Below are 20,927 nucleotides of genomic sequence, written 5' to 3' on the forward strand. Positions count from 1 at the left end.
TAAATGTTGGCCATTTTCTTAACTTATTATGAGTAATTCCTATAGGTGAAATGGCTAACAATACCTTCTTTAAACATAGATCCTTGTAAACCACGTCAAACACTGTTCCCCATTTTAATCAGAAACCTTACAGTTATACCGATTTGGTATTAATGAAAAAGCATCAGTTAGTCGTTTTAATCATGGCTTTCATTGGACATCTAAATTCAATCACATAAAATGGTTTCACCTATTTGAATCCGCTTCATTGCAGCTAATTCTTGAAGGTATATAAACTCTAGTCTTCTATTTTATATAGATTATTCAAACTCTTCTTTAGGAATTGTCATGCTCTATCTTGTTCAGTCTAATCGAATGGAAGCACTCTCGGCGCAACTAGCCGAGGAGTTACGAACTCCCATTCCCGGTATGCCTGTGTTAATGCCTGAGCATGTGCTAGTCCAAAGTCCGGGGATGTCGACCTGGCTTAGACTGGAAGTTGCCAAGAAGAACAAGATAGCCGCGGCGCTGGAGTTCCCCCTGCCTTCGAGCTTCATCTGGCAACTGTGCCACATATTATTGCCCGACGTGCCCAAGGAAAATGCCTTCACAAAACCTGCCATGACCTGGAAACTGATGGAGTTATTACCAGATCTATTGGCTATTCAAGAGTTCGCCCCACTAAATAACTACCTTACATCTGGGCAAGACCAGCCAGAGCAAGACAATCCACTGAAACTATTTCAGCTATGCGGCCAGATAGCCGATATCTTCGATCAATACCTAGTTTACCGCCCGGATTGGATTGCTGCCTGGGAAGCCAATGAGCCCACACTCCCGCCTAGGGGCGACAAATTATCCCAGGCTCAGGCCTGGCAGCCGATATTATGGCGTGCCCTGATTGAGTTTAATAACCAAGATCTTGGCAAGAGCCAATACCACAGGGCAAACCTGCATCAATCCTTATTCGATGCCCTGGACAACCCCGACACCTCACTCGAAGGGCTGCCAAGACGTTTATTCGTGTTCGGGATATCCTCCATGGCGCCGCAAACATTAGATGTACTCTATCATCTGGCCAAACGCATCGATGTGATCATGCTGAACTTGAGTCCCTGTCAGCATTATTGGGGCGATATTGTCGATCCCCGGCTGCGTGCCCGCATGGCACTGGAATATGCCGATAAGCAAAAGCTTGAGCAAGACTGGGAAGATAAACTCGAAGTGGGTAATCCCCTGCTGGCCAATAATGGCAAGATGGGCCGCGAGCTACTGGATCTGATCCTCGAGCTTCCTGAAGAACACGCCAACTTTAACTTCGAGTGTTACCAAGACCCAGGTGTCGGTAATCTACTCAGCGGCATTCAACATGACATTCTCGAACTCAGTACCCGAGATAGAAGCTTAGGCCCCGATGCCTCCTTGTACCTGACGCTCGATGGACGGCGCACTCTGGCTAAAACCGATGACTCCTTAACCCTTCGCAGCTGCCACAGCCCGCTACGGGAAATTGAGACCTTGCATGATCATCTGCTCGACATGCTCTCCCGAGCACCAGACGATCCAAACGAGCCATTGCTTGCCCGGGATATCGTTATCATGTTGCCCGATGTCGCCGCTTATGCCCCCTATATTGACGCCGTGTTCTCGGCGAAACACGGCGCGCATTATATTCCTTACGCCATTGCAGATAGAGGCGCGGCCCAGGAATCACCGCTGATCAACAGCTTCCTACATATTTTGTCCATCAACCAGAGTCGCTTTGGTTTAACCGACATCTTAGGCATTTTAGAAGTCCCGGCCGTGCTCAGACGTTTCGACTTAGATGACGAGGCACTGACCTTAATTCGCCACTGGCTCGAGCAAGCCGGAGTGCGTTGGGGGCGTGATGAAACCAGCCGCGCCGCCCAGTCTCTACCGGCATTCGATAAAAACTCTTGGGCTTTTGGCATCAAGCGTCTCATCTTGGGCTACGCCTTCAGTGATGATGCCCCACTCTACCAAGACACCTTATTGGTAAAGGGGATCGAGGGCCAATCTGCCCAGGCCCTGGGCAAGTTACTCAATTTTATTGAGACCTTAGATGACTATCAAAAGGTGCTCGGACAAACCTGCTCAATAGAAGATCGCATGGGGCAACTCGCCCAACTTGTTGATGATTTTTATGAGGTCGACGATGAGGAGTTACCTCAATTACAAGCCATACGCGAAGCGATAAACAAATTAAAAACAGAGCTCGTCGAAGCCGGACAGGTGACGCCGCTCAATACCCAAGTGCTGCAGAATTGGTTTAATAGCACCTTGAGTGAATCCCGCGTCGGCCAAAGATACTTGGCCGGTAGTGTCAATTTCTGCACCCTGATGCCCATGCGCTCCATTCCTTTTAAAGTGGTGTGTCTGGTCGGCATGAATGATGGCGTCTACCCTAGAGTTCAGCACCCGGTAGGCTTCGACCTTGTGGCTCAGTTTGGACCACGAAAAGGCGATCGCTCCCGCCGCCTAGATGACAGATACCTGTTTCTCGAGGCGATTCTCTCGGCCAGAGAACAACTCTACATCAGTTATATCGGCCACAGCGAACGGGATAATTCTGAACGCATTCCCTCTATGCTAGTGTCTGAGTTAGTGGAGTACTGTCAGCTCTGTTATCTGCCAGCAAGCTTTGAACTAGAAGGCCTTAAACCAAAAGATCTTGAGCCAGATGCATTCAATCAAGGATCTGCTAATAAGCCTGATATCCCCGCCATAGAGAAGGCCATCCACGAGCAATTGTTGATCGAGCAACCCCTGCAACCTTTCGATGAGCGTCTCTATCTAAGCCAAGCGCGAGAAGACACTTCAGATCATCGACTAAAGCAGAGTTACTCAGCGCAGTGGTGTCCGAGTCAAACGGATGATGATGGGGTTAAGCAGGAAAAGCGCTTTATCGATGCTGGACTCAAGATAACCCAAACCATTGAAGCCAACCAGTTGGCGGATGTATTAGTTGATAATGAGCTTGAAGTCTCCGCCCTTATCCGTTTCTTCAGAAACCCGGCCCAGTACTTCTTCAATCGAACCCTCAAGGTCGATTTAAGCCTGAATATTCAGGCCGACGATAACGATGAGCCATTTAGCCTCAATCCTCTTGAGCGCTACAAGCTCCAGGCAAGTTTACTGGACAACGCCATATCTCAGAAACTAGAGGCCCCGGATGAGGTGCTACTGCAGCGATTAAAAGCCAGCGGTGAGCTGCCGCTTCAGCCCTTCGATAATCTCTTGCTCAATAAATACCTGCATGACATTCAACCCTTAATCGGCCGCGCCGTCTATCTTCAGGGCGATAACCAGCGCTCCATGGATATAGCACTTAGCTTCACCCAAGCCGATGGCTTAAATGAACCGATGAACTTAGTCGGACGTATCGATGACCTCTGCGCCAAAGGCCTGGTGAACTACCGCCCTGGCACCGCCAATGGACGAGACCTTATCCGCCTCTACATCAGACATCTGTGTATTTGCGCCATGGGCTCAAATAAGGCGACTAACAAGCTGCCACATATTAGCTATCTGTTAGATATCGGTCATTTCCATGCTTTTCATCCCGTGGCACATGAGCAAGCTAAGGCTCAACTTAGCCTCTGGTTAGCTTACTTCCAGTCGGGACAGGTTCACCCCTTGATGTTTATGCCGAGAACCGCACTCGCCTATGTTGAAGCCGAAGGCGATCATCAAGACAAATTACTCGAAGCTCAGAGTCAGTGGCTCGATGAGCAGAGTCAATTAGGTGAAGCCATGGAGCCTCACTATCAGCGCTTGTTTAGTTTTCCTGATGATTTTACAGAACAAGAGTTCGGACACATAGCCATGACATTACTCAGCCCCATGCTTAGCCTGTATCACAAAGACAAACTCGGTGAGCTGGCCAGCTTCGTCGAAGGCGGAACCAACTCAAGCCAAGGAGAGAAGTAATGCCATCAACTCCTTCAACAACGAGTCCGACTATCCCGGTTATAGAGCCTAAGCAGTCTCAGCCCTTAGATACCCTCACCTTGCCATTCGGTGGCAGTCGTCTGATAGAAGCCAGTGCGGGCACTGGCAAAACCTATACCATAGCCGGCCTGTATGTGCGCCTGTTACTCGGTCACGGCATCGACAGCCCCCTCACCTGTGAGCAGATATTGGTCGTCACCTTCACCAATGCGGCTACCGGCGAGCTCAGGGATCGTATTCGCAACAAGATCCAACTGGCCTACCGCCACTTTATCGGCATAGATACCGGTGATGAACTGCTCGCGTCTCTGCACGGCGCCACGCCAGAATCGATGCGTCCCTTGGCCCTTAAACGTCTGGACTTGGCACTCAAGTCTCTGGATGAAGCCTCAATTTTTACCATCCATGGATTCTGTCAGCGAATTTTGGCCGACATGGCTTTTGAGTCATCTCTGCTGTTCGAATCAGAATTCACCTTGGATGACAGCGAGTTTCTGCACCATGCAGTGCGCGATTTTTGGCGTGAACACTGTTATCCGCTACCTGAGTGCCTTGCGGAGATCATTCAGAAAAAGTTTGCCGACCCCGACGCCCTGTCTAAACAACTTAGACCTCTGCTCGGTGCGAGTCAGGCCAATGCTCATCCACAGCCGGAAGACTTTAACACGCTCCAGGGCACGCTCACACAGAGCATGAGCCGACTCAAGCTCATCTGGCCCAGAGAACGTGAAGCTATAGAGACCTTACTGCATTCCCTGCCCCTCAATGGCGTACGTTTCGGTAAGAAGCCTGACGCTTACCCCAAATTGGCCATCATGCTCGATGACATGGACAACTGGTGTAAGTTCAGTACCAGCCTGCCACCGTTGAAGGTGATGGAGAGTCTTTCCCTGAGCGGGCTAAAACTCAATAAAGGCGGCGAAGTCCCGACCCCGGAACAAGCCCCAGTGCTGGATCATATCGAGCGGCTGTGTTTACTCATCAAAGATTTCATTCCAAGCTTCCTCTATTGTGCCAGAGACGGCATATCGAAACGTTTTTCATTGCAAAAGTCTGAGCGTAACTTGATGACGCCCGATGACCTCTTGCTCACTCTGGAGCAAGCCCTGCGGCCGGACACTGGTGATATTAATGAAAACAGCAATAGCTTGGCTAACCTGATAGCCAAGCGTTTTCCCGTGGCCCTCATCGATGAGTTTCAAGATACCGATCCCCTGCAGTTCGCCATCTTTAACCGGATCTATCAACAAGGATGGACCTCAAAATCAGACCATAACACCGATAATAGCGCTGATAATAGCCAGAGTAAGCCAACATCCAAAGGTGTGAGTCTCTTGATGATTGGCGATCCCAAACAGGCCATTTATGCCTTCAGGGGGGCCGATATTCACACCTATATTCAGGCCCGAGAGCAAACCGAGCAGCACTATAGCTTAGGCACCAACTACCGCTCTAGCCGCAACATGGTCTTGTCGGTCAACGCCCTGTTTGAGAATCGAGACGATCCTTTTATCAATGAGGCGATTGTGTTCGAGTCGGTGCAGCCGTCCCCCTTCGCCGATAAGAAAATATTCGTCGAACAAAATAGAGACACCTCGGCGCTGAAAATAAAGCTGCTGAGCGAAGACCCGGATAAGGGACTCAACAAAGCCAGCGCCAGAAAGCGTTTAGCCGAAGACGCCGCTGCCGAAATAACAAGGTTGCTGACGGAATCTCAACAGGGTCAATGCAGCATCAGTGGTAAGGCGCTCAAAGCCCAAGATATCGCCGTGCTGGTGCGTGATAGAAACGAAGCTGGGGTAATACGTGAGTCATTATCTCAGCGCCATATTGGCTCGGTATTCTTAAGCCGCGACAGCGTATTTAATACCTTAGAAGCCCGGGAATTGGCTTTGGTGTTACACGCCTTAGCCACGCCTAAAGATGAGCGAGCATTGCGCTCAGCCCTAGCCACCTCCTTACTGGGTTATGACGCCGTAGCAATTCATGGATTCAACCAAGATGAAATGATTAGGCAAGACTTGCTGGAACAATTTGATAATCTGCATCAACATTGGTTGAGGCGCGGGATCATGCCCGCCCTGCTCAGTCTGGCCAATGAGACTCAGCTTATCGAGCGCCTACTCCAAGGCGAAGATGGCGAGCGACGTCTGACCGATTTCAGGCACTTAGCCGAACTGTTACAACAAAAGGCTACCGAGCTGGACGGTATTAGCGCCCTGGTTAACTGGTACGAGCAAGCCCTTATCGCCAACAATGGCAACGAAGAGGCACAGCTCAGGCTCGCGAGTGAACAGAACCTAGTGCAAATCGTCACCATACATAAGAGTAAGGGACTCGAGTATCCCGTCTGCTTCATCCCCTTTGTCAGTCTGGCCCGGGATAATCGCCGTAAGCCAGCCCCCATGCTTTACCATGATAACAACCGGCTTATATGGGACATAGAGCAAACAGATGAAGGCTGGGAGCGTCATAAACGGGAAAACTTAGCCGAAGATCTGCGCTTGTTATATGTCGCCATCACGCGGCCGGTTTATCAATGCTATCTCTATATCGCCAACCATAGCCGCTTCACCAAAAAAGCCGGGATCACCAGTCAACTCCACGAGACCGGCATTGGCTACCTGCTGGGAATAGAAGATAAAGCCTGTGATTTTTCTCGCATTCAAACCCAGGCCCAAGCGTTAATCTGTGATGCCATCAGTGTCAGTGAAGTTGAAGCTGATGTCTCGACGCAATCCTTGGTCAGAGTCACAGATAAAAAGCTTACCTTAGCCCCCAGAAAGCTTAAACGTAAACGCTATACCCCATGGCGAGTGGGCAGTTACTCTGGGTTAGTCAAAGACTTGCCCCATGAGCGTGTTGCCCCCGGCGCCGATGATGAAAGTTTCCCCGAGCTTGAGATAATCCAGGATGAAGTCGACTCGACTCCTTCTCGATTTACCTTCGAGCGTGGTGCCAATGCCGGTAGCTTTATGCACTTAGTGCTTGAGCTGATTGATTTCACCTTGGCCGAGGCTGAATTGCCAGTACAGCTGCCCGTCGCCATGGAGAAATATGGCATCGATGAGTCTTGGTTTAGCATGCTCAATACTTGGTATCTGGATATTCTCGATGCGCCCCTGACCCAAGATGGCTCACTGACACTCGCTCAGCTGACCCCGAGTCAAAAGTTGGTGGAGATGGAGTTTTATCTGCCCATTGATCAGCTTAAAGCGGATGAGCTCAATGAGCTGCTCGAAGGTTATGGCTACAGCGCCGGACTCAATTTTGAATCCCTCAAGGGGATGCTTAAAGGCTTTATCGATCTGACCTTCGAGCATAAAGGACAATTTTTTATCGCCGATTACAAATCGAACCATCTGGGTGATGAGTTTTCTCATTATGGTGTTGACGCTATGGCTGGCGCCATTCGTAGCCACAGATACGACTTGCAGTACATCATCTATACCTTAGCCCTGCACAGATACTTAAATTTGAGAATGACCCACTACGATTATGACCAGCACATTGGTGGCAGTTATTACCTCTTCCTGCGTGGCATGTCGGTGGATTCACCACTGTCAGGGATCTTCTATGATAAGCCGCCTAAAGCACTTATCCAGGCCCTAGACGCACTATTTGACAGTAAACAAACACCACCTATGGATGATATGGCGCACAAAAAAGCGGTACAGGCGGCAATAGATAATGATCAGATGGGGCTTAAGTTATGATCCAGTCAAAGCAATCCATAAAAGCCCTGCTTAAATCATGGGAAACCGAGCGACTCATCACCCCACTGGATCGTCATTTTGCACTCGAGCTAGCTGAGTTTCATCGACAACAGCTTGACCAGCACAACGAGTCTCACAATGAGTTATTTCTACTCATATGTGCCCTGCTCAGTCATCAGCTTTCCCAGCAGCACACCTGTTTGCCCATAGAGCAGATATCGCTAAATAACCCCATGAATGAGCAAGAACCCCAGTGCCGCATCACCTGCAGTCACGATGAACTCATGACGTTATTGAGTCAGTTCAGTGCGATTGGGGTGCCTCAAGATAGTGTCCCTCAAAATAGCCTGCAGGAGAGTAGTTCGACGCCTCTGGTATTAGATCAAGGCTCCCTCTATCTGCAGCGCTATTATCAATTTGAGACTCAGGTAGCAGACAAACTTAGATACCTTGCCCAAGATGAGGTCCAAGGGCTACCCACTGCGACGCAGGAGACCTTGAACATACTGTTTCCCCACAATCTCCCAAAAAATGCGGCCACTGAGTCCCCTGTGTATGATTGGCAGAAGATAGCCACGGCCACCGCCTTCACCAAACGCCTGGCAGTAATAACCGGCGGGCCGGGCACGGGAAAAACTACCACAGTCACCAAACTCCTGTTTCTAATGACCCAAAAAGCCGACTTGACCATCAAGCTGGTCGCCCCAACTGGTAAGGCAGCCGCCAGACTCAGTGAATCAATCAAGGCCTCTAAGGTACGATTAAAATCTGAACTGGCCCCCTTCGCCGACAAAATCGATATCAATAGCTTAAGCCGGGTTCCCGAGGAAGCATCGACCCTGCACAGATTACTCGGCGTGATCCCCAACTCGCCTCAATTTCGCCACCACAAGGATAATCCTCTCAGGTTGGATCTATTAGTAGTCGATGAAGCCTCCATGGTCGACCTGCCCATGATGCACAAGTTACTGTCGGCCTTACCTAGCCATGCCAGGCTCATCTTGCTGGGCGATCAGGATCAGCTGGCCTCAGTCGAAGCTGGTGCCGTACTCGCCGATATCTGCGCCGGGCTCAAAGCTGACAAGAGCCAATCGGAAAAATGGCAGATGCGTTACTCGGCTGCCTATGCCCAACGTTTATCTCAGCTAACAGGTCATGATTTAAGTGGCTTCATCAGCGCATCCCCAGGCATAGGTGACAGTTTATGTATGTTGATGCACAGCCATAGATTTAAGGGCGACGCGGGGATCGGCCAGTTAGCAGGTGCCGTCAATAATTCAGATAAGTCACGCATCATGGAGGTGTGGCAATCAGGATACGATGAGCTGCATTGGATTGAGCATCAAAAGACAAGCACAGGAAATGCTGGACTCGAGCAGTTATTGACTCAGTCTGTGAGTCACTACAGTGCGTATCTGGAAATGGCTAAAGACCCGCAAAGTGATCCTCTGGATATCATAGAGTGTTACAACGAGTTCCGAATATTGTGCGCCATGCGCGCGGGCGAATACGGCGTCGATGGCATCAATCAAGGAGTCAAAGACGCCTTGAAACAGGCCAAATTAATCTCGCCGGAACACGAGTTCTACCCGGGACGCCCCGTCATCATACAGAGCAATGATTATAACTTAGGCCTGTTTAACGGTGATATCGGCCTCATCTTACCCGATAGCGCCCACCAACAAGCGACCGGCGCAGTCCCTCGCCTGATGGCTCACTTTATCCAAGCCGATGGCAGCATCTTAAAGGTACTCCCCGCTCGCCTGCCGAGCCACGATACTTGTTTTGCCATGACGGTACATAAGAGCCAAGGCAGTGAGTTTAGCAAGGTCGCCATGGTGCTCCCCCTCTGGCCCAGCCAGGCGCAGAAACAGCTACTCACCAAGGAGCTGGTGTATACGGCCATCACCCGAGCCAAGCATCAGTTTACCTGTCTGGGGAGTCAAACCGTCTTCGAGCAGGCTAGCCTACAGGCAACCAAGCGCTCATCTGGACTGGCGAGGCGACTATGGAACTAGACAATATGCAAATGAACAATAGCCGCAAACCAACACTCTATTACGTCTACGATCCTATGTGCAGTTGGTGCTGGGGCTATGCCCCAACCTGGAATAAGCTCAGGGCAGCGCTAAAAGAGTCAGGAATAAGCGTCGAATATCGTCTTGGCGGTCTGGCCCCTGATTCAGACCTGCCTATGCCTGAAGAGATGAAAGCCTTTCTCGAGCAGACCTGGCATAAGATAGCGGTTGAGCTTGGCACCGAGTTTAATTTCGACTTCTGGCGCCAATGCCAGCCTAGGCGCTCGACCTATCCGGCGTGCCGCACCGCCTTGATCGCACGGGAGCAAGGTCTAGAACAAGCCATGCTTGATGGCATTCAGCAGGCCTACTACTTGAAAGCCATGAACCCATCGGATCTTACCACCCTAATATCAATTGCCGCATCCATAAACTTAGACATAGACCCCAAAGAGTTTGCCCTGCAACTGAGTAGTGAGGCGATAAACCATCGCTTGATGACAGAAATCCACCAGGTTCAGGCACTGCCCATTCAAGGCTTTCCCTCTTTAGTGCTGGAACACAATGGCAGCCTTAGCCCGATACCACTTGATTACCTGGATTATCAAACCAGCTATCGACACTTAATCAACAGCTTAAACAACGACTTAAATAAAATGGAATAAGTTTATCTCAGCGTAACTTAAGGCCTGACTCCTGTTTGTTGATCACCGTTTTGAGCTGGTTATAAGCCAGCACCAGAGTCTCTGGCTTCATCTGAGCCAGCAGGTTACCTGTGATCACTAAACTTAAACCTAAGCTCAAACCTAAGCTCGAATACACAGACCAATGGTCATCTTCAAACAGGCTCGACACAGCTAAGGCGACGATGGGCGTGATCAACATAAGATAATAAAGATGTGCCTGTCCTATCTTTTTCAAACCAATTATTGGATTAAGGGCATACAAGGATAGGAAATTGAAGCTGTTGAAACACCATTAGCGAGCAGCTATTTCGTCACTGAAAAAATTAGTTAGGGATCCACAAGCATGCTATTAAATTCGTGGGGATCCCTCTTGCTCTGACCCAAATTATTTTAGCTGTACTTAGGCGAATAAGTCTGCTTGAGAATCAACTTGATTTTTATTAAATTTATATCTTTTACCTTGAAGTGTTTCAAATTCTTCTCCACCGTCAATTTTTCTTATGACAGTTGAAACAGAGTGACCTGTAATTTGTAGTTCACCAGTTTCGTCAAGCTTTTGATGAATTAGCAATACACACTCAATTGTGGTGCCATGCTTAAAGCTAATGATTTCATCAAGCACATCAGCATTAAAATCTTTATCATTCATCGAAAATGAAATAGGTTCTTTATTGTAAACACCCTTCCACTTATACCGGCCCTCTTTTAAGACTGGTGCGACAATTTCGATTAAAGCTTCTTCGATCACTATAGGGGGGAGATTATGCGAATGGATGATAAAGTTTTTAAAATTTCGGCGTAAAACCATACGCTCATTTTCTACGGGGGCGTTATTCTGATCGAGAGCAGAGAAGCCTATTTTATCAATTTTATTATAATGATTAAGTTTCTTATAAAAGTTGGACTTTCTTGTAACTATTTTAAGATTAGTCTCTAAAGCTGCTGCGACTTCCCTAACGGTTTTTTCGCTAACATCTTCAATTTTTAATTCTGTTTTTAATTTTTGAATTCTTAGCTTTTTTTCTTCAATGCTTAATCTTAAATTCTGTTTTTGTAAATCAGCTAATTCAGGATCGCCCATAGGGATTCTTGAGGTAACAATGGCAATAACTGAAATAAGTAAAGAAACTTGAACCCCATTTTTCCCTATGACCTTCCAAATTTCTTTCAAGCCACCTTCACGGTATGCTTCTGACTCTAACTGAATTGAGAAATTTAGCTCTTTAGCAATTTCAATAGCAATTGCTAAAAATTCAGCTTCACAATGGTTACGTATTAATGCGTTCATCGAATGAGATGAGTCATTAAAATAATAATGTAACTCAAGTTTCTTCGCTGATAAATTCATTATATTCAATCCGTTGGTTATTTTTACTATTATGACTGACCACTTGGGTATGATGCAAATACTTGTACAGCTAACACCTGCAAGCACAGGCGAGTGACGCAGGATCCAGCACAGCTTGCTGTGCGGTTGTGCCTTGCTTTGTTATAGGGAATAACTAAAACACCCATTGTTAAATCTAACTGATTGGGTGTCTTTGGGGAAAGGCTTTCATTGCAAAGCATTAAAAAAACAGGGGGGAGATTGATATGAATCAATTGCTTGCGCTGCTCTCTCTGCTTTTCTTCTTTTCTTCTTTTCTTCTTTTCTGCAAAGAGTGAGTGAGTGCTGCTAGCTTATCTTCATCCCTGAATGGCTACTATCAACCTCTTAACTTAAGAAGTTGAGTCTCACCTGCATTTCCCTAACTGCACCCACAATAACCTACTTTTATTGTGGGTTTCAATATACAGGCCGTTATTTTATTGAAAAATATAGTTTTTAGCGGATGCGAATAACTATTAGCTAGCTCTATAAGTCTGTGTCATTGATCAATAAATATTAAAGCAAGAATGACAAATGGCACAACCTTGGGCGCAAGCCTTTCATCCATAATTAGATAAGTTTTTGTATATCAAAACTCTATTAATCAAGAATTGATGAAATCATCTGTCAACTCATTTGGGAAGGTACGGTTTAGATTGATCACTCTGAACCGTACCTAGACATGGACGTATCAGCAGCATTCCACTGACACGTACCTAGACATATAAAGCGACCTGATTAATTTTTATTGATCCGCGCCATAAATAGCGCATCGACATATTTCCCATTTTTAAAAGCGTAATTTTTACTTGTTCCTTCAATTTCAAATCCGAATTTTTTATAAAGACTCACTGCAGCTTTGTTGTCGACATAAACCTCTAGCTCCACCCTAGTAACATTTAACCAGTTATCGGTTAGATCCAAGGCCGTCTTTAAAAGTTTTGAGCCAACTCCTATACCTATATGTAAGCTTGATACGCCCATTCCAAATGTGGCCACATGTTTCCGCCTTGGCCTATCCATAACAACCAAGGATATTTGACCAATAATTTCATCATCTTTCACAGCTACCAAATTGATGTTGTTATCTGAGCTGCTGGCTAGACGTTGTGCCCATAAATCGTCAGATTGATAAGGCAGCTGTAATGTGTCGCTATAAGCATGTTCCTGCTCATAAATTGATTTTATTCCTTGTAAGTCGGACAACTGACTATGCCTAATTATCATTACTGTACCATATTCAATATTAGTGAAATCAATGAGGTGAATTTTCATTACGCGTAAGTTCTGTAGGAAGATCACCGTTTATTTAACACTTTTGATTAAACGTTAACTACTAGCTAATGGCAAGGGCTTATCCGCAAGGATTGAAGTGTTATAAAAAGTCTGGCCATTCTATTGGATCTGGCATTACATTTTTGAGGCAAAATACAGCCAGCTTTACCTTATAGATATAAATATTAAACTCATTTTTGGGTGCTTTCGTGTTAGCGACTTCAACAAGTTAGCTTTAATCGAAGAGAAAACTTATCTTGTAAATCATCCAGTGTAGATGCGGCTACGAGCTTCCAAATCAGGGATGATTTGGTAGAGCTTCCAGGAACTGACTCGCAGAACCTTCTCATAATAAAGAGTGCACATTAGCGAGCCGCAGGTTATAAGTGACAATGAAGGTACGACCTTCAATCACCTACCAAATACCAATATAACCTCGACCCAACAACAAAAAATGTAATCAGCCTTCATTCAAGGCTTTCCCTCTTTGGTACTGCAACATAATGGTAATCTGACTTCTATCCCACTTGATTACCTGAATTGGCAGACGAGCTATCGACAATTAATCAATGGCTTAAACAAAATAAAATCAGTTCATCTCAGCGAGATTTAAGGCCTGACTCCTGTTTGTTTATCGCCGTTTTTAGCTTGTTATAAGCCTGTGTCAAAGTTCCTGGCTTCATCTGAGCCAGCAGGTTACCAGATATCACTAAGCTCAAACCTAAGGTCGAATACACAGACCAGTGGTAATCTTCAAACAGGCTCGACACGGCTAAGGCAACGATAGGCGTGATCAGCATCAGATAAGCCGCCTGATTCGCACCTAGCCTGTCCACCAAGTTCAAGTAAACTGTAAAACCTATTACCGATGCAGGCACTGCTAGGTACGCCAGACCCATTAAATATTCCAGCCTCATATCTATCTCGAAACTGATACCTTTGAACAGGATGATGCCAAGTAACGCGATACAGCCATACACCATGGCATAACTGGTGGCGGTATAAGCCTGTATTTGATTGCGATTATTCTGGATACTGATCATATTGCCCATAGAGAAACACCAGGTGCCCATTAGTGCATACATTAAGCCGTACAAGACATCAATGGACCAATTAGCCCCCAACAGATCATGACCAAACAAGAGACATATTCCGGCCAAACCGACACTCACTCCTAACCAGAAATTGCCCTTGGTCTGTATGCCATAAATCCACTTACCATGAATGGCATTGAAAATGGGTGCGGTGGCCATAACGACTGCGGTCAAACCACTGGCGATATAGTGGGTGGACTGATAAAACGCCAGAAAGTTTGCACAAAACAGGCAGACTCCCTGTAGGGCAAAAAAGAGATGATGACGAGCAGATGTGGGTTGCAACTTTTTAAAAATTACGCCTATGATAAACATCAAGCTGGCCGCAATCGAAAAACGATAGAGGATAGAGACCTCAGTAGGTACGTCTCCCTGTTGAGATGTTATGGCTATCCAGGAGAAGCCCCATACAAATATCATCAGCAGATATAATAGCGCCGTCATCATTATTCCTTATTTGAGTTAAGGGATCATTATCAGGCTTGATGCAGCGATTATCTGTCACGATATTGCGGTTTATTGCCGGCTAAATTTGAGTTCAAAGACACCTTAGGTGTTTAATGATAAAAGAGTCAATTTTGAATGGCAGTAGCGTACAGAGCAGAGATCCACAATGCATAAACCTGAATACATCAATAAGCACATCAGCTTCGAGGCATCCTCTAAGCTCTGCTTTCGTCAACAGAAGATAACCGAGCAGTTAGGCTGGGCTCATTATCAGAATGCGCAAGAGCGCTTATTCTACGTTAACGATAGTCAGCACACCCTCAGTATGTATCTGTCTGGCGGCTATGAAACCCACAGAACCGATATTCAATCTGACTACGGGGCACCGGGTCGCTTCTGCTTAATGCCCGAGGGCAGTGAAAGTCGCTGGCAATTAGGGACGCTGCAACAATTTATGCACCTGTATTTCGATGACAGCCATTTAAAACAGCTAGCCATTAGAGTATTCGACAAAGACCCACGTATGATCTCCTTGCCCGAGCTCACTTTTTTCCGCCATCCCGGACTAGAAGCCTTGTTTCGATATCAAATGGCCGACAGCAACTGGTCGACGGACAATCATCTCGCCATGGCGCAAATCACTGATACCATCTTGGTATCTATGCTGCAGTCTAGCGGATTGACCAAGCAGGTAAAAACCATCAAGGGAGGACTTTCCCCCAAGATGGCAAATCGAGTCAGCGACTACATGCACGCTCACTTTCATCGTCAGATATTCTTGCTGGAGTTGGCAGAACTGGCGCAATTGAGTGAATATCACTTCTGCCGTATGTTTAAACTGAGCTTTGCCCGCACACCTCAGGAATACTTGATCTACATACGAATTGAGCAGGTTAAACACCTCATTAAGACCTCCGAATTGACCTTAGCCCAAATATCACTTCAATGTGGCTTCTCTAATCAGAGTCATATGGGACGTAACTTTAAAAAATTGGTCGGCATTACGCCCAAGGTATTCCAGGGAACTTAAGCAACAGCCTCCAGATGCACCGACTCTTGACTAACGGCTAGGGCTCATTTTGTCGTTAATGATATTTCAGTGTTAGCAAACCTCCCTATCGCTTTTCTGATAAGACCTGTTCATCAATCGAATAGAGACACCGAGCCAAACCGCCATGACAGGAGAGTTCCTGTAGTTTAGTTTTTTCTTCGGGAAACCATTTCTGAATCACGGCTAAAATTTCATCAGACATTGCCGTTACATTCACCTTTCCCGTTACAACTCCGCTCGAAACTTGTATTTGCAGTTTATGATGTATATCCAAAACAACCTTCCTATAGTGATTAACTAAGGCCAAATTATCCAAGTATGACCCGGATAAAAAGCCAATCAACATGTTAATGCGACCTAAGCGGTCACCTGCTTTAATACCCTTTATAAATAGCTCGACTCAGCATAGAAAATCACCACTTAGTGCAGAAGTTTGGCGTCAGTGGTTGCAATAAATAACCATAGCGTCATAGTGAGCCTGCAATCGATAAAACTGTCAGGATACGGAGAGATAATGAGCCAAACGAATCTACTGTTAATATGTGGCGGCGGCGGGGATGAACACGCAATCTCACTGATGTCAGCCAAATTTTTTGAGACATCACTGGCCAAACTTGCCCATATAAACGTATTAAAAGTCGAGCTTGATGCTCAGGGCCATTATCGAACTGAAGAAGGTGAACTCTGTGAACTGACCAATCGTAAACAGATACGTTTCGATGATGTCAGTAAGCCATCTTGGCCGGTAGATTACGTCATTCCCTGTATTCACGGTTATCCGGGAGAAACGGGTGACATTCAGTCCTATTTCGAACTGATCAACCTGCCCTATTTCGGTTGCGATTCAGAAGCGAGCCGTAATTGTTTCAATAAGGTCACCGCCAAGATGTGGTTCTCGGCGCTGGGGATCCCTAATACCCCCTATATTTTTCTCAATGACTTCAATGATGACGCTATCACTCAGGCCGAGCAGGCCTTAACCTCTTGGGGCTCGATATTCATCAAGGCCGCGTCACAAGGATCCTCAGTAGGTTGTTACCGTGTAGACAACCAAGAAGAGCTAACTGAGTCATTGAAACAAGCTTTCAGCTTTTCGCCCTATGTCATCGTCGAGAAGACCATTGAAGCCAGGGAGCTGGAAGTGGCCGTATATGAGAAGGATGGCGAGATTATCGCGACTCAGCCTGGTGAGATCATCTGCGCGACAAATACTTTTTATACTTTCGATGAAAAGTACGCCGAGAACAGTCAAGCTGAAACCAAGGTGGTTGCCGATATCAGTGAGAGTGTGAGCCTGGAAATCCGTGAATATGCAGTCAAGGTATTTAAGGGAATGAAACTCAGTCATCTGTCACGTATCGACTTCTTTCTCACCCAGGACAATGAAATTCTCCTCAATGAAATTAATACCTTTCCTGGGCTCACGCCCATCTCCATGTTCCCCAAGATGTTACAACACCACGGTGACGATTTCAGTGATTATCTCAACTGCAACATAATGCAGCAACTCAGTAAGAAAGCCTGATTACTCATTCCGGCCACATAAATCTTGTGGCCGGAATACCTGTGGACTGAGTATTAAGCGATAAACCCTATATTTAGTCCTATATTTCCACGCCATATTCGAGATAGAGTTCACTCATGTAGCCATCACGGTACATGCTGGTCAATGCCTGCTCCAGTTTTAATTTTGTCTCCAAAGACATCTCACGATTGCAGGCCATTGCCCGCAATGAGGTGTAGAAGATGAGCTCGGGGGCGCCGAAGTTAATCGCCTGCTTCTGCATCTGCTCTTGAGCACTGATCAATTCTGCGGCCCAAAGTTCTATCCTGGCACGCTTAAGCTTACGTAAATTTTGTGCACTCACAGATGCAAGGTCTACATTGAAACCAAGATCCGTGAGGTATTCACCTATGCCGCTACCCAGGAAACTCCCTATCGTGTAGGGCTTAGCATCGCTAAGTGTAGTCAAGGGGATGACGACATCATTTCGGCTATAGAGGCCATAGCGAGATACCAGCACAGGACTTATCCAATGAAAACTCGCTTCCCTCTCCTGACTTCGACCAACGGGTAGCACGCAGTATCCCGGCATCCTTTCCGTGGTGATGATGGCTCGTTTGAGTGGAATAAACTTGAGTTCATATTGCAGGTCGGTGCGAGAAAATAACTCCTTGAGCATATCCACCAACAACCCTTTATGCGTCTTACCGACCTTTAAGGCGAAGGGAGACTCTTCATAGGTGAGGATCTGCAAAGTTTCAGCCTTTAAAGCTGAAACACTAAGGGAGATAATAATGACCGTACTAGCTAAAAGACGATAAACCGCTTTATTGCCACACATGAATAGCCTCCTCATATTGAAGGGTTCTTCCCTTGGGCTGTTCGGTGATCGCTTGCTTAGGTGCCCCCGCTTTTTCAAGCCAGTAATCACGTGTAGACTTAGGATTTAACTTAGGCTCACAGCTCATCTCCTTACTGTCGGCAATCAATGCTAATCGCTCATCGACTGCGGCGGCAAAATTATCCATGCCTTTCTGGGTGGTCACCTTGCCCTCGATGATCCGTGAAATGTATTGCCACCAATAGTTAGCCAGACCAGGGTAATCTGGGACATTAGTTCCCGTTGGCGTCCATACATCCCGGCCTCGGCTACGATAAAATTCCACTAAACCGCCGAGATAAGGGGCGCGCTGTGTCATCACCTCCGATTCGATATCCGATCTCCTGATGGGCGTCAGCCCCACTAAGGTCTTCTTGAGGGAGACGGTTTTAGACACTACAAACTGAGCGTAGAGCCAGGCCGCCTGTTGGCGTTTCAGAGGCGTAGATTTAAGTAAAGTCCATGAGCCGGCATCCTGATAACCAGATTTCATTCCTGTTTGCCAATACTTGCCTACAGGCGATGGAGCCACGCGCCATTTAGGGGTACCATCTTGATTAACCACAGGTAAGCCAGGTTTAGTCAGATCGGCAACAAATGCCGTATACCAGAAGATCTGCTGAGCGATCAATCCTTTTCCTGGCCACTCTCCGGCCTGAGTAAAGTTCAGGTGAATCGACTCTTCTGGTGCGAATCGGTTTAACCAGTAGATAAATTTATCCACCGCATAGGCCGCCGCCGGACCGTTTAACGCGCCGCCTCGCTCGACGCTGGCACCTACCGGGTGACATCCTTCTACTCGTATCCCCCACTCATCGACAGGTAAACCATTGGGTAAGCCTTTATCCCCCACTCCCGCCATGGACAGCCAGGCATCAGACATACGCCAACCCAGAGAGGGATCCGTTTTAGCATAATCCATATGACCATAAATACGTTTGCCGTCGATCTCTTTAATATCTTCACTGAAGAACTCGGCAATATCTTCATAGGCCTGCCAATTTTGCGGCACACCGAGTTCATAACCGTAGCGAGATTTGAATCGCTTCTTAAAGTCCTTGCGGTTGAACCAATCGTGTCGATACCAATAAAGATTAGCGAACTGCTGATCCGGTAGCTGGTACAAGTGACCGTCAGGACCTGTGGTAAATTTAAGTCCGATAAAATCTTGTAAATCTAACGTAGGTAAGGTGACACTCTCTCCCTCAAATTGCATAAAATCTGACAGGGAAACCACGGCATTGGATCTAAAATGAGTCCCTATCAGATCACTGTCGTTGATATAAGCATCATAGAGATTTTGCCGGGTCATGATCTGAGCCGACAATTTCTTGATCACATCATCTTCACCAGTTAATTCATGTACCACATGGATACCTGTGATCTCATAAAAAGCCTTAGCCAATGTACTGGCTTCATACCAATGAGTCGCGATTCGCTCGGACACCACACGGATCTTCATGCCGGAGAAGGGTTGACTGGCCGAGGTAAACCAGGCCATCTCTTGCATCTGCTCGTCTAAGGTCAATGTCGATGGCTGAAACTCATTGTTTACCCAATGCTTTGCAGCATTTAATTTAGGATCAAACTCCGCGGTAACCGTGAAACTGATAAACACTAAGAAAATAAATAATACTAAGAGTAAATAATGTTTATTAGGATGTATCACTCGTCCTCTCCAATCATCTAATCATGTCAAACTCAGCCCTCTATAACTATGGCTGAGGCGCTATGTTTGTGCCAATCACCACCTTGTTTTTCGGATAAAATAACCTGAAGTAAAGCCAGGCAGCACAGAAGATTAAAAAGTGAGTATATGAGCCAAGTTGGGCTAAATGTTTATCTAGCCCCTTAATTTACTGACTAAAATTAATTACACTAAGCTAAGAGCAAGCATTTCGTTTATTTGAAAATATTTAACCCTTTAATGGCGGTAGCCGATTGAAAAACTTTGACTTTAACTTACTCACGGTACTTGAAGTATTACTCGAAGAGCAAAGCGTCACCGCCGCGGCGACGCGTCTACACCTGAGTCAGTCGGCGGTGAGCAAACAGCTTTCTAAGCTCAGAGAAACCTTCGACGATAAACTGTTTGAGCGCACCGCCTATGGCCTGAGGCCGACGCCTAAGGCCAAACAACTGGCACCGGAATTGAGGCGAGTCCTCAACCAGGTCGAACAGTTAACCAGACCCAGCGAGTTTGATCCCTCCATGAGTCGAAGAAAATTTCGTATAGAACTGGTTGAGACAGCATACTCACTCACTTACCCCTACTTTATGCCGGAACTACTCAAACAGGCACCGAATGTCAGCATAGACAGTCAAACCTGGCACAGCCAGAGCATGGATAAATTATTGCGCTGTGAAACCGATATGGGGATAGCCTGCCGAGAATGGGATGAACGATCGCTTTTACACATAAGGAACTTACCCGAAGAGCTAAATTATATCGAGCTGACTCGCGATCATTCAGTCTGTCTGGTAAGAAAAGACCACCCCTTGCTAAAAGAAGTGTGGAATTTAGATACGTTTCTCAAGTATCGTCACCTGCAGGTGACCTTTGGCGGCATCGCCCAATGGCTGTTAGACGATGTGCTGCAGATACAGCACCTGAAACGAGATATCGCCATTAATCTAACCGACTTTAACAGTGCCATGCAGCTCTGTGAAAAGAGCGATCTGATTCTTTGCTCCCCCGCCAAATATGCCAAAGAGATGTTAGGACATTATCAGTTAATCACACTGCCTGTGCCCACTAAACTTGTGCCAGGTACCTACGCCTTACTTTGGCACAGGCATTTCGACTTAGACCCGAGCCATCGCTGGCTTAGAGAGATGATCATTGAATCGGTGCAGCAGGCTCACCCAGTCTAGGGCACTAGGCTCAGGGGCTCAGGGAAACTAGGCATACTTTATGATCTGGCGGTAAGTCCATC

Annotated in this window: 13 protein-coding genes; 7 read left to right on the forward strand and 6 right to left on the reverse strand. The window is 46.7% G+C overall.

Going from position 1 to position 20,927, the window contains the following annotated elements; translation table 11 throughout:
- Positions 1 to 327: 327 nt before the first annotated feature.
- The 4 genes from recC to FS373_RS16775 are packed head-to-tail and all read left to right on the forward strand — an operon-like array spanning position 328 to position 10,350.
- Positions 328 to 3,930 (forward strand): exodeoxyribonuclease V subunit gamma, encoded by a 3,603-nt coding sequence (recC, locus tag FS373_RS16760; RefSeq protein WP_152829910.1) that lies wholly within the window; start codon positions 328 to 330, stop codon positions 3,928 to 3,930.
- The gene (gene recB, locus FS373_RS16765) at positions 3,930 to 7,667 is read left to right on the forward strand and encodes an exodeoxyribonuclease V subunit beta (RefSeq protein WP_152829911.1); all 3,738 of its coding nucleotides are present in this window, start codon (positions 3,930 to 3,932) and stop codon (positions 7,665 to 7,667) included. The genes recC and recB overlap by 1 nt, the downstream gene beginning before the upstream one ends.
- Positions 7,664 to 9,685, forward strand: coding sequence for an exodeoxyribonuclease V subunit alpha (gene recD / locus FS373_RS16770; protein ID WP_144046765.1), 2,022 nt, complete (start codon positions 7,664 to 7,666; stop codon positions 9,683 to 9,685). Before recB ends, recD begins: the two co-directional genes overlap by 4 nt.
- 5 nt (positions 9,686 to 9,690) lie before the next feature.
- Positions 9,691 to 10,350 carry a DsbA family protein gene (locus FS373_RS16775; protein ID WP_416221766.1) on the forward strand — a complete coding sequence of 220 codons (660 nt, stop codon included), beginning with the start codon at positions 9,691 to 9,693 and terminating at the stop codon, positions 10,348 to 10,350.
- Positions 10,351 to 10,357: 7 nt separating this feature from the next.
- Here the strand turns inward: FS373_RS16775 and FS373_RS16780 are convergent, their stop codons facing one another.
- The 4 genes from FS373_RS16780 to FS373_RS16795 all read right to left on the reverse strand — a co-directional run bounded on the left by FS373_RS16780 (position 10,358) and on the right by FS373_RS16795 (position 14,553).
- Complete coding sequence (locus FS373_RS16780) at positions 10,358 to 10,606, reverse strand: hypothetical protein (protein ID WP_194165870.1); 249 nt, start codon at positions 10,604 to 10,606, stop codon at positions 10,358 to 10,360.
- A gap of 165 nt (positions 10,607 to 10,771) precedes the next feature.
- Positions 10,772 to 11,719: a hypothetical protein gene (locus FS373_RS16785; protein WP_152829913.1), complete on the reverse strand. Its 948-nt coding sequence runs from the start codon at positions 11,717 to 11,719 to the stop codon at positions 10,772 to 10,774.
- Between the two features lie 759 nt (positions 11,720 to 12,478).
- Complete coding sequence (locus FS373_RS16790) at positions 12,479 to 13,015, reverse strand: GNAT family N-acetyltransferase (protein ID WP_227992897.1); 537 nt, start codon at positions 13,013 to 13,015, stop codon at positions 12,479 to 12,481.
- 599 nt (positions 13,016 to 13,614) lie between these two features.
- On the reverse strand, positions 13,615 to 14,553 hold the full coding sequence (locus FS373_RS16795; RefSeq protein ID WP_152829914.1) for a DMT family transporter: 939 nt from the start codon (positions 14,551 to 14,553) through the stop codon (positions 13,615 to 13,617).
- Between the two features lie 169 nt (positions 14,554 to 14,722).
- Between FS373_RS16795 and FS373_RS16800 the strand changes: the two genes are divergently transcribed.
- Both FS373_RS16800 and FS373_RS16805 read left to right on the forward strand, forming a co-directional pair.
- Entirely contained in the window at positions 14,723 to 15,586 is an 864-nt protein-coding gene (locus FS373_RS16800; RefSeq protein ID WP_152829915.1) for an AraC family transcriptional regulator, read from the forward strand.
- A gap of 535 nt (positions 15,587 to 16,121) precedes the next feature.
- The gene (locus FS373_RS16805) at positions 16,122 to 17,132 is read left to right on the forward strand and encodes a D-alanine--D-alanine ligase (RefSeq protein WP_144046768.1); all 1,011 of its coding nucleotides are present in this window, start codon (positions 16,122 to 16,124) and stop codon (positions 17,130 to 17,132) included.
- 79 nt (positions 17,133 to 17,211) lie between these two features.
- On the opposite strand, the gene FS373_RS16810 is transcribed toward FS373_RS16805, so the two are convergent.
- Together FS373_RS16810 and FS373_RS16815 are read right to left on the reverse strand one after the other, a co-directional pair.
- Positions 17,212 to 17,952, reverse strand: a complete 741-nt coding sequence (locus FS373_RS16810) for a substrate-binding periplasmic protein (protein ID WP_152829916.1) — start codon at positions 17,950 to 17,952, stop codon at positions 17,212 to 17,214.
- Complete coding sequence (locus tag FS373_RS16815) at positions 17,939 to 19,660, reverse strand: ABC transporter substrate-binding protein (RefSeq protein ID WP_322619519.1); 1,722 nt, start codon at positions 19,658 to 19,660, stop codon at positions 17,939 to 17,941. Before FS373_RS16815 ends, FS373_RS16810 begins: the two co-directional genes overlap by 14 nt.
- 272 nt (positions 19,661 to 19,932) lie before the next feature.
- Here FS373_RS16815 and FS373_RS16820 point away from each other — a divergent pair, with 272 nt between their 5' ends.
- Positions 19,933 to 20,865, forward strand: coding sequence for a LysR family transcriptional regulator (locus tag FS373_RS16820; protein ID WP_144046769.1), 933 nt, complete (start codon positions 19,933 to 19,935; stop codon positions 20,863 to 20,865).
- The last annotated feature ends 62 nt before the right edge of the window (positions 20,866 to 20,927 follow it).

The sequence above is a fragment of the Shewanella sp. YLB-07 genome, assembly GCF_009377275.1.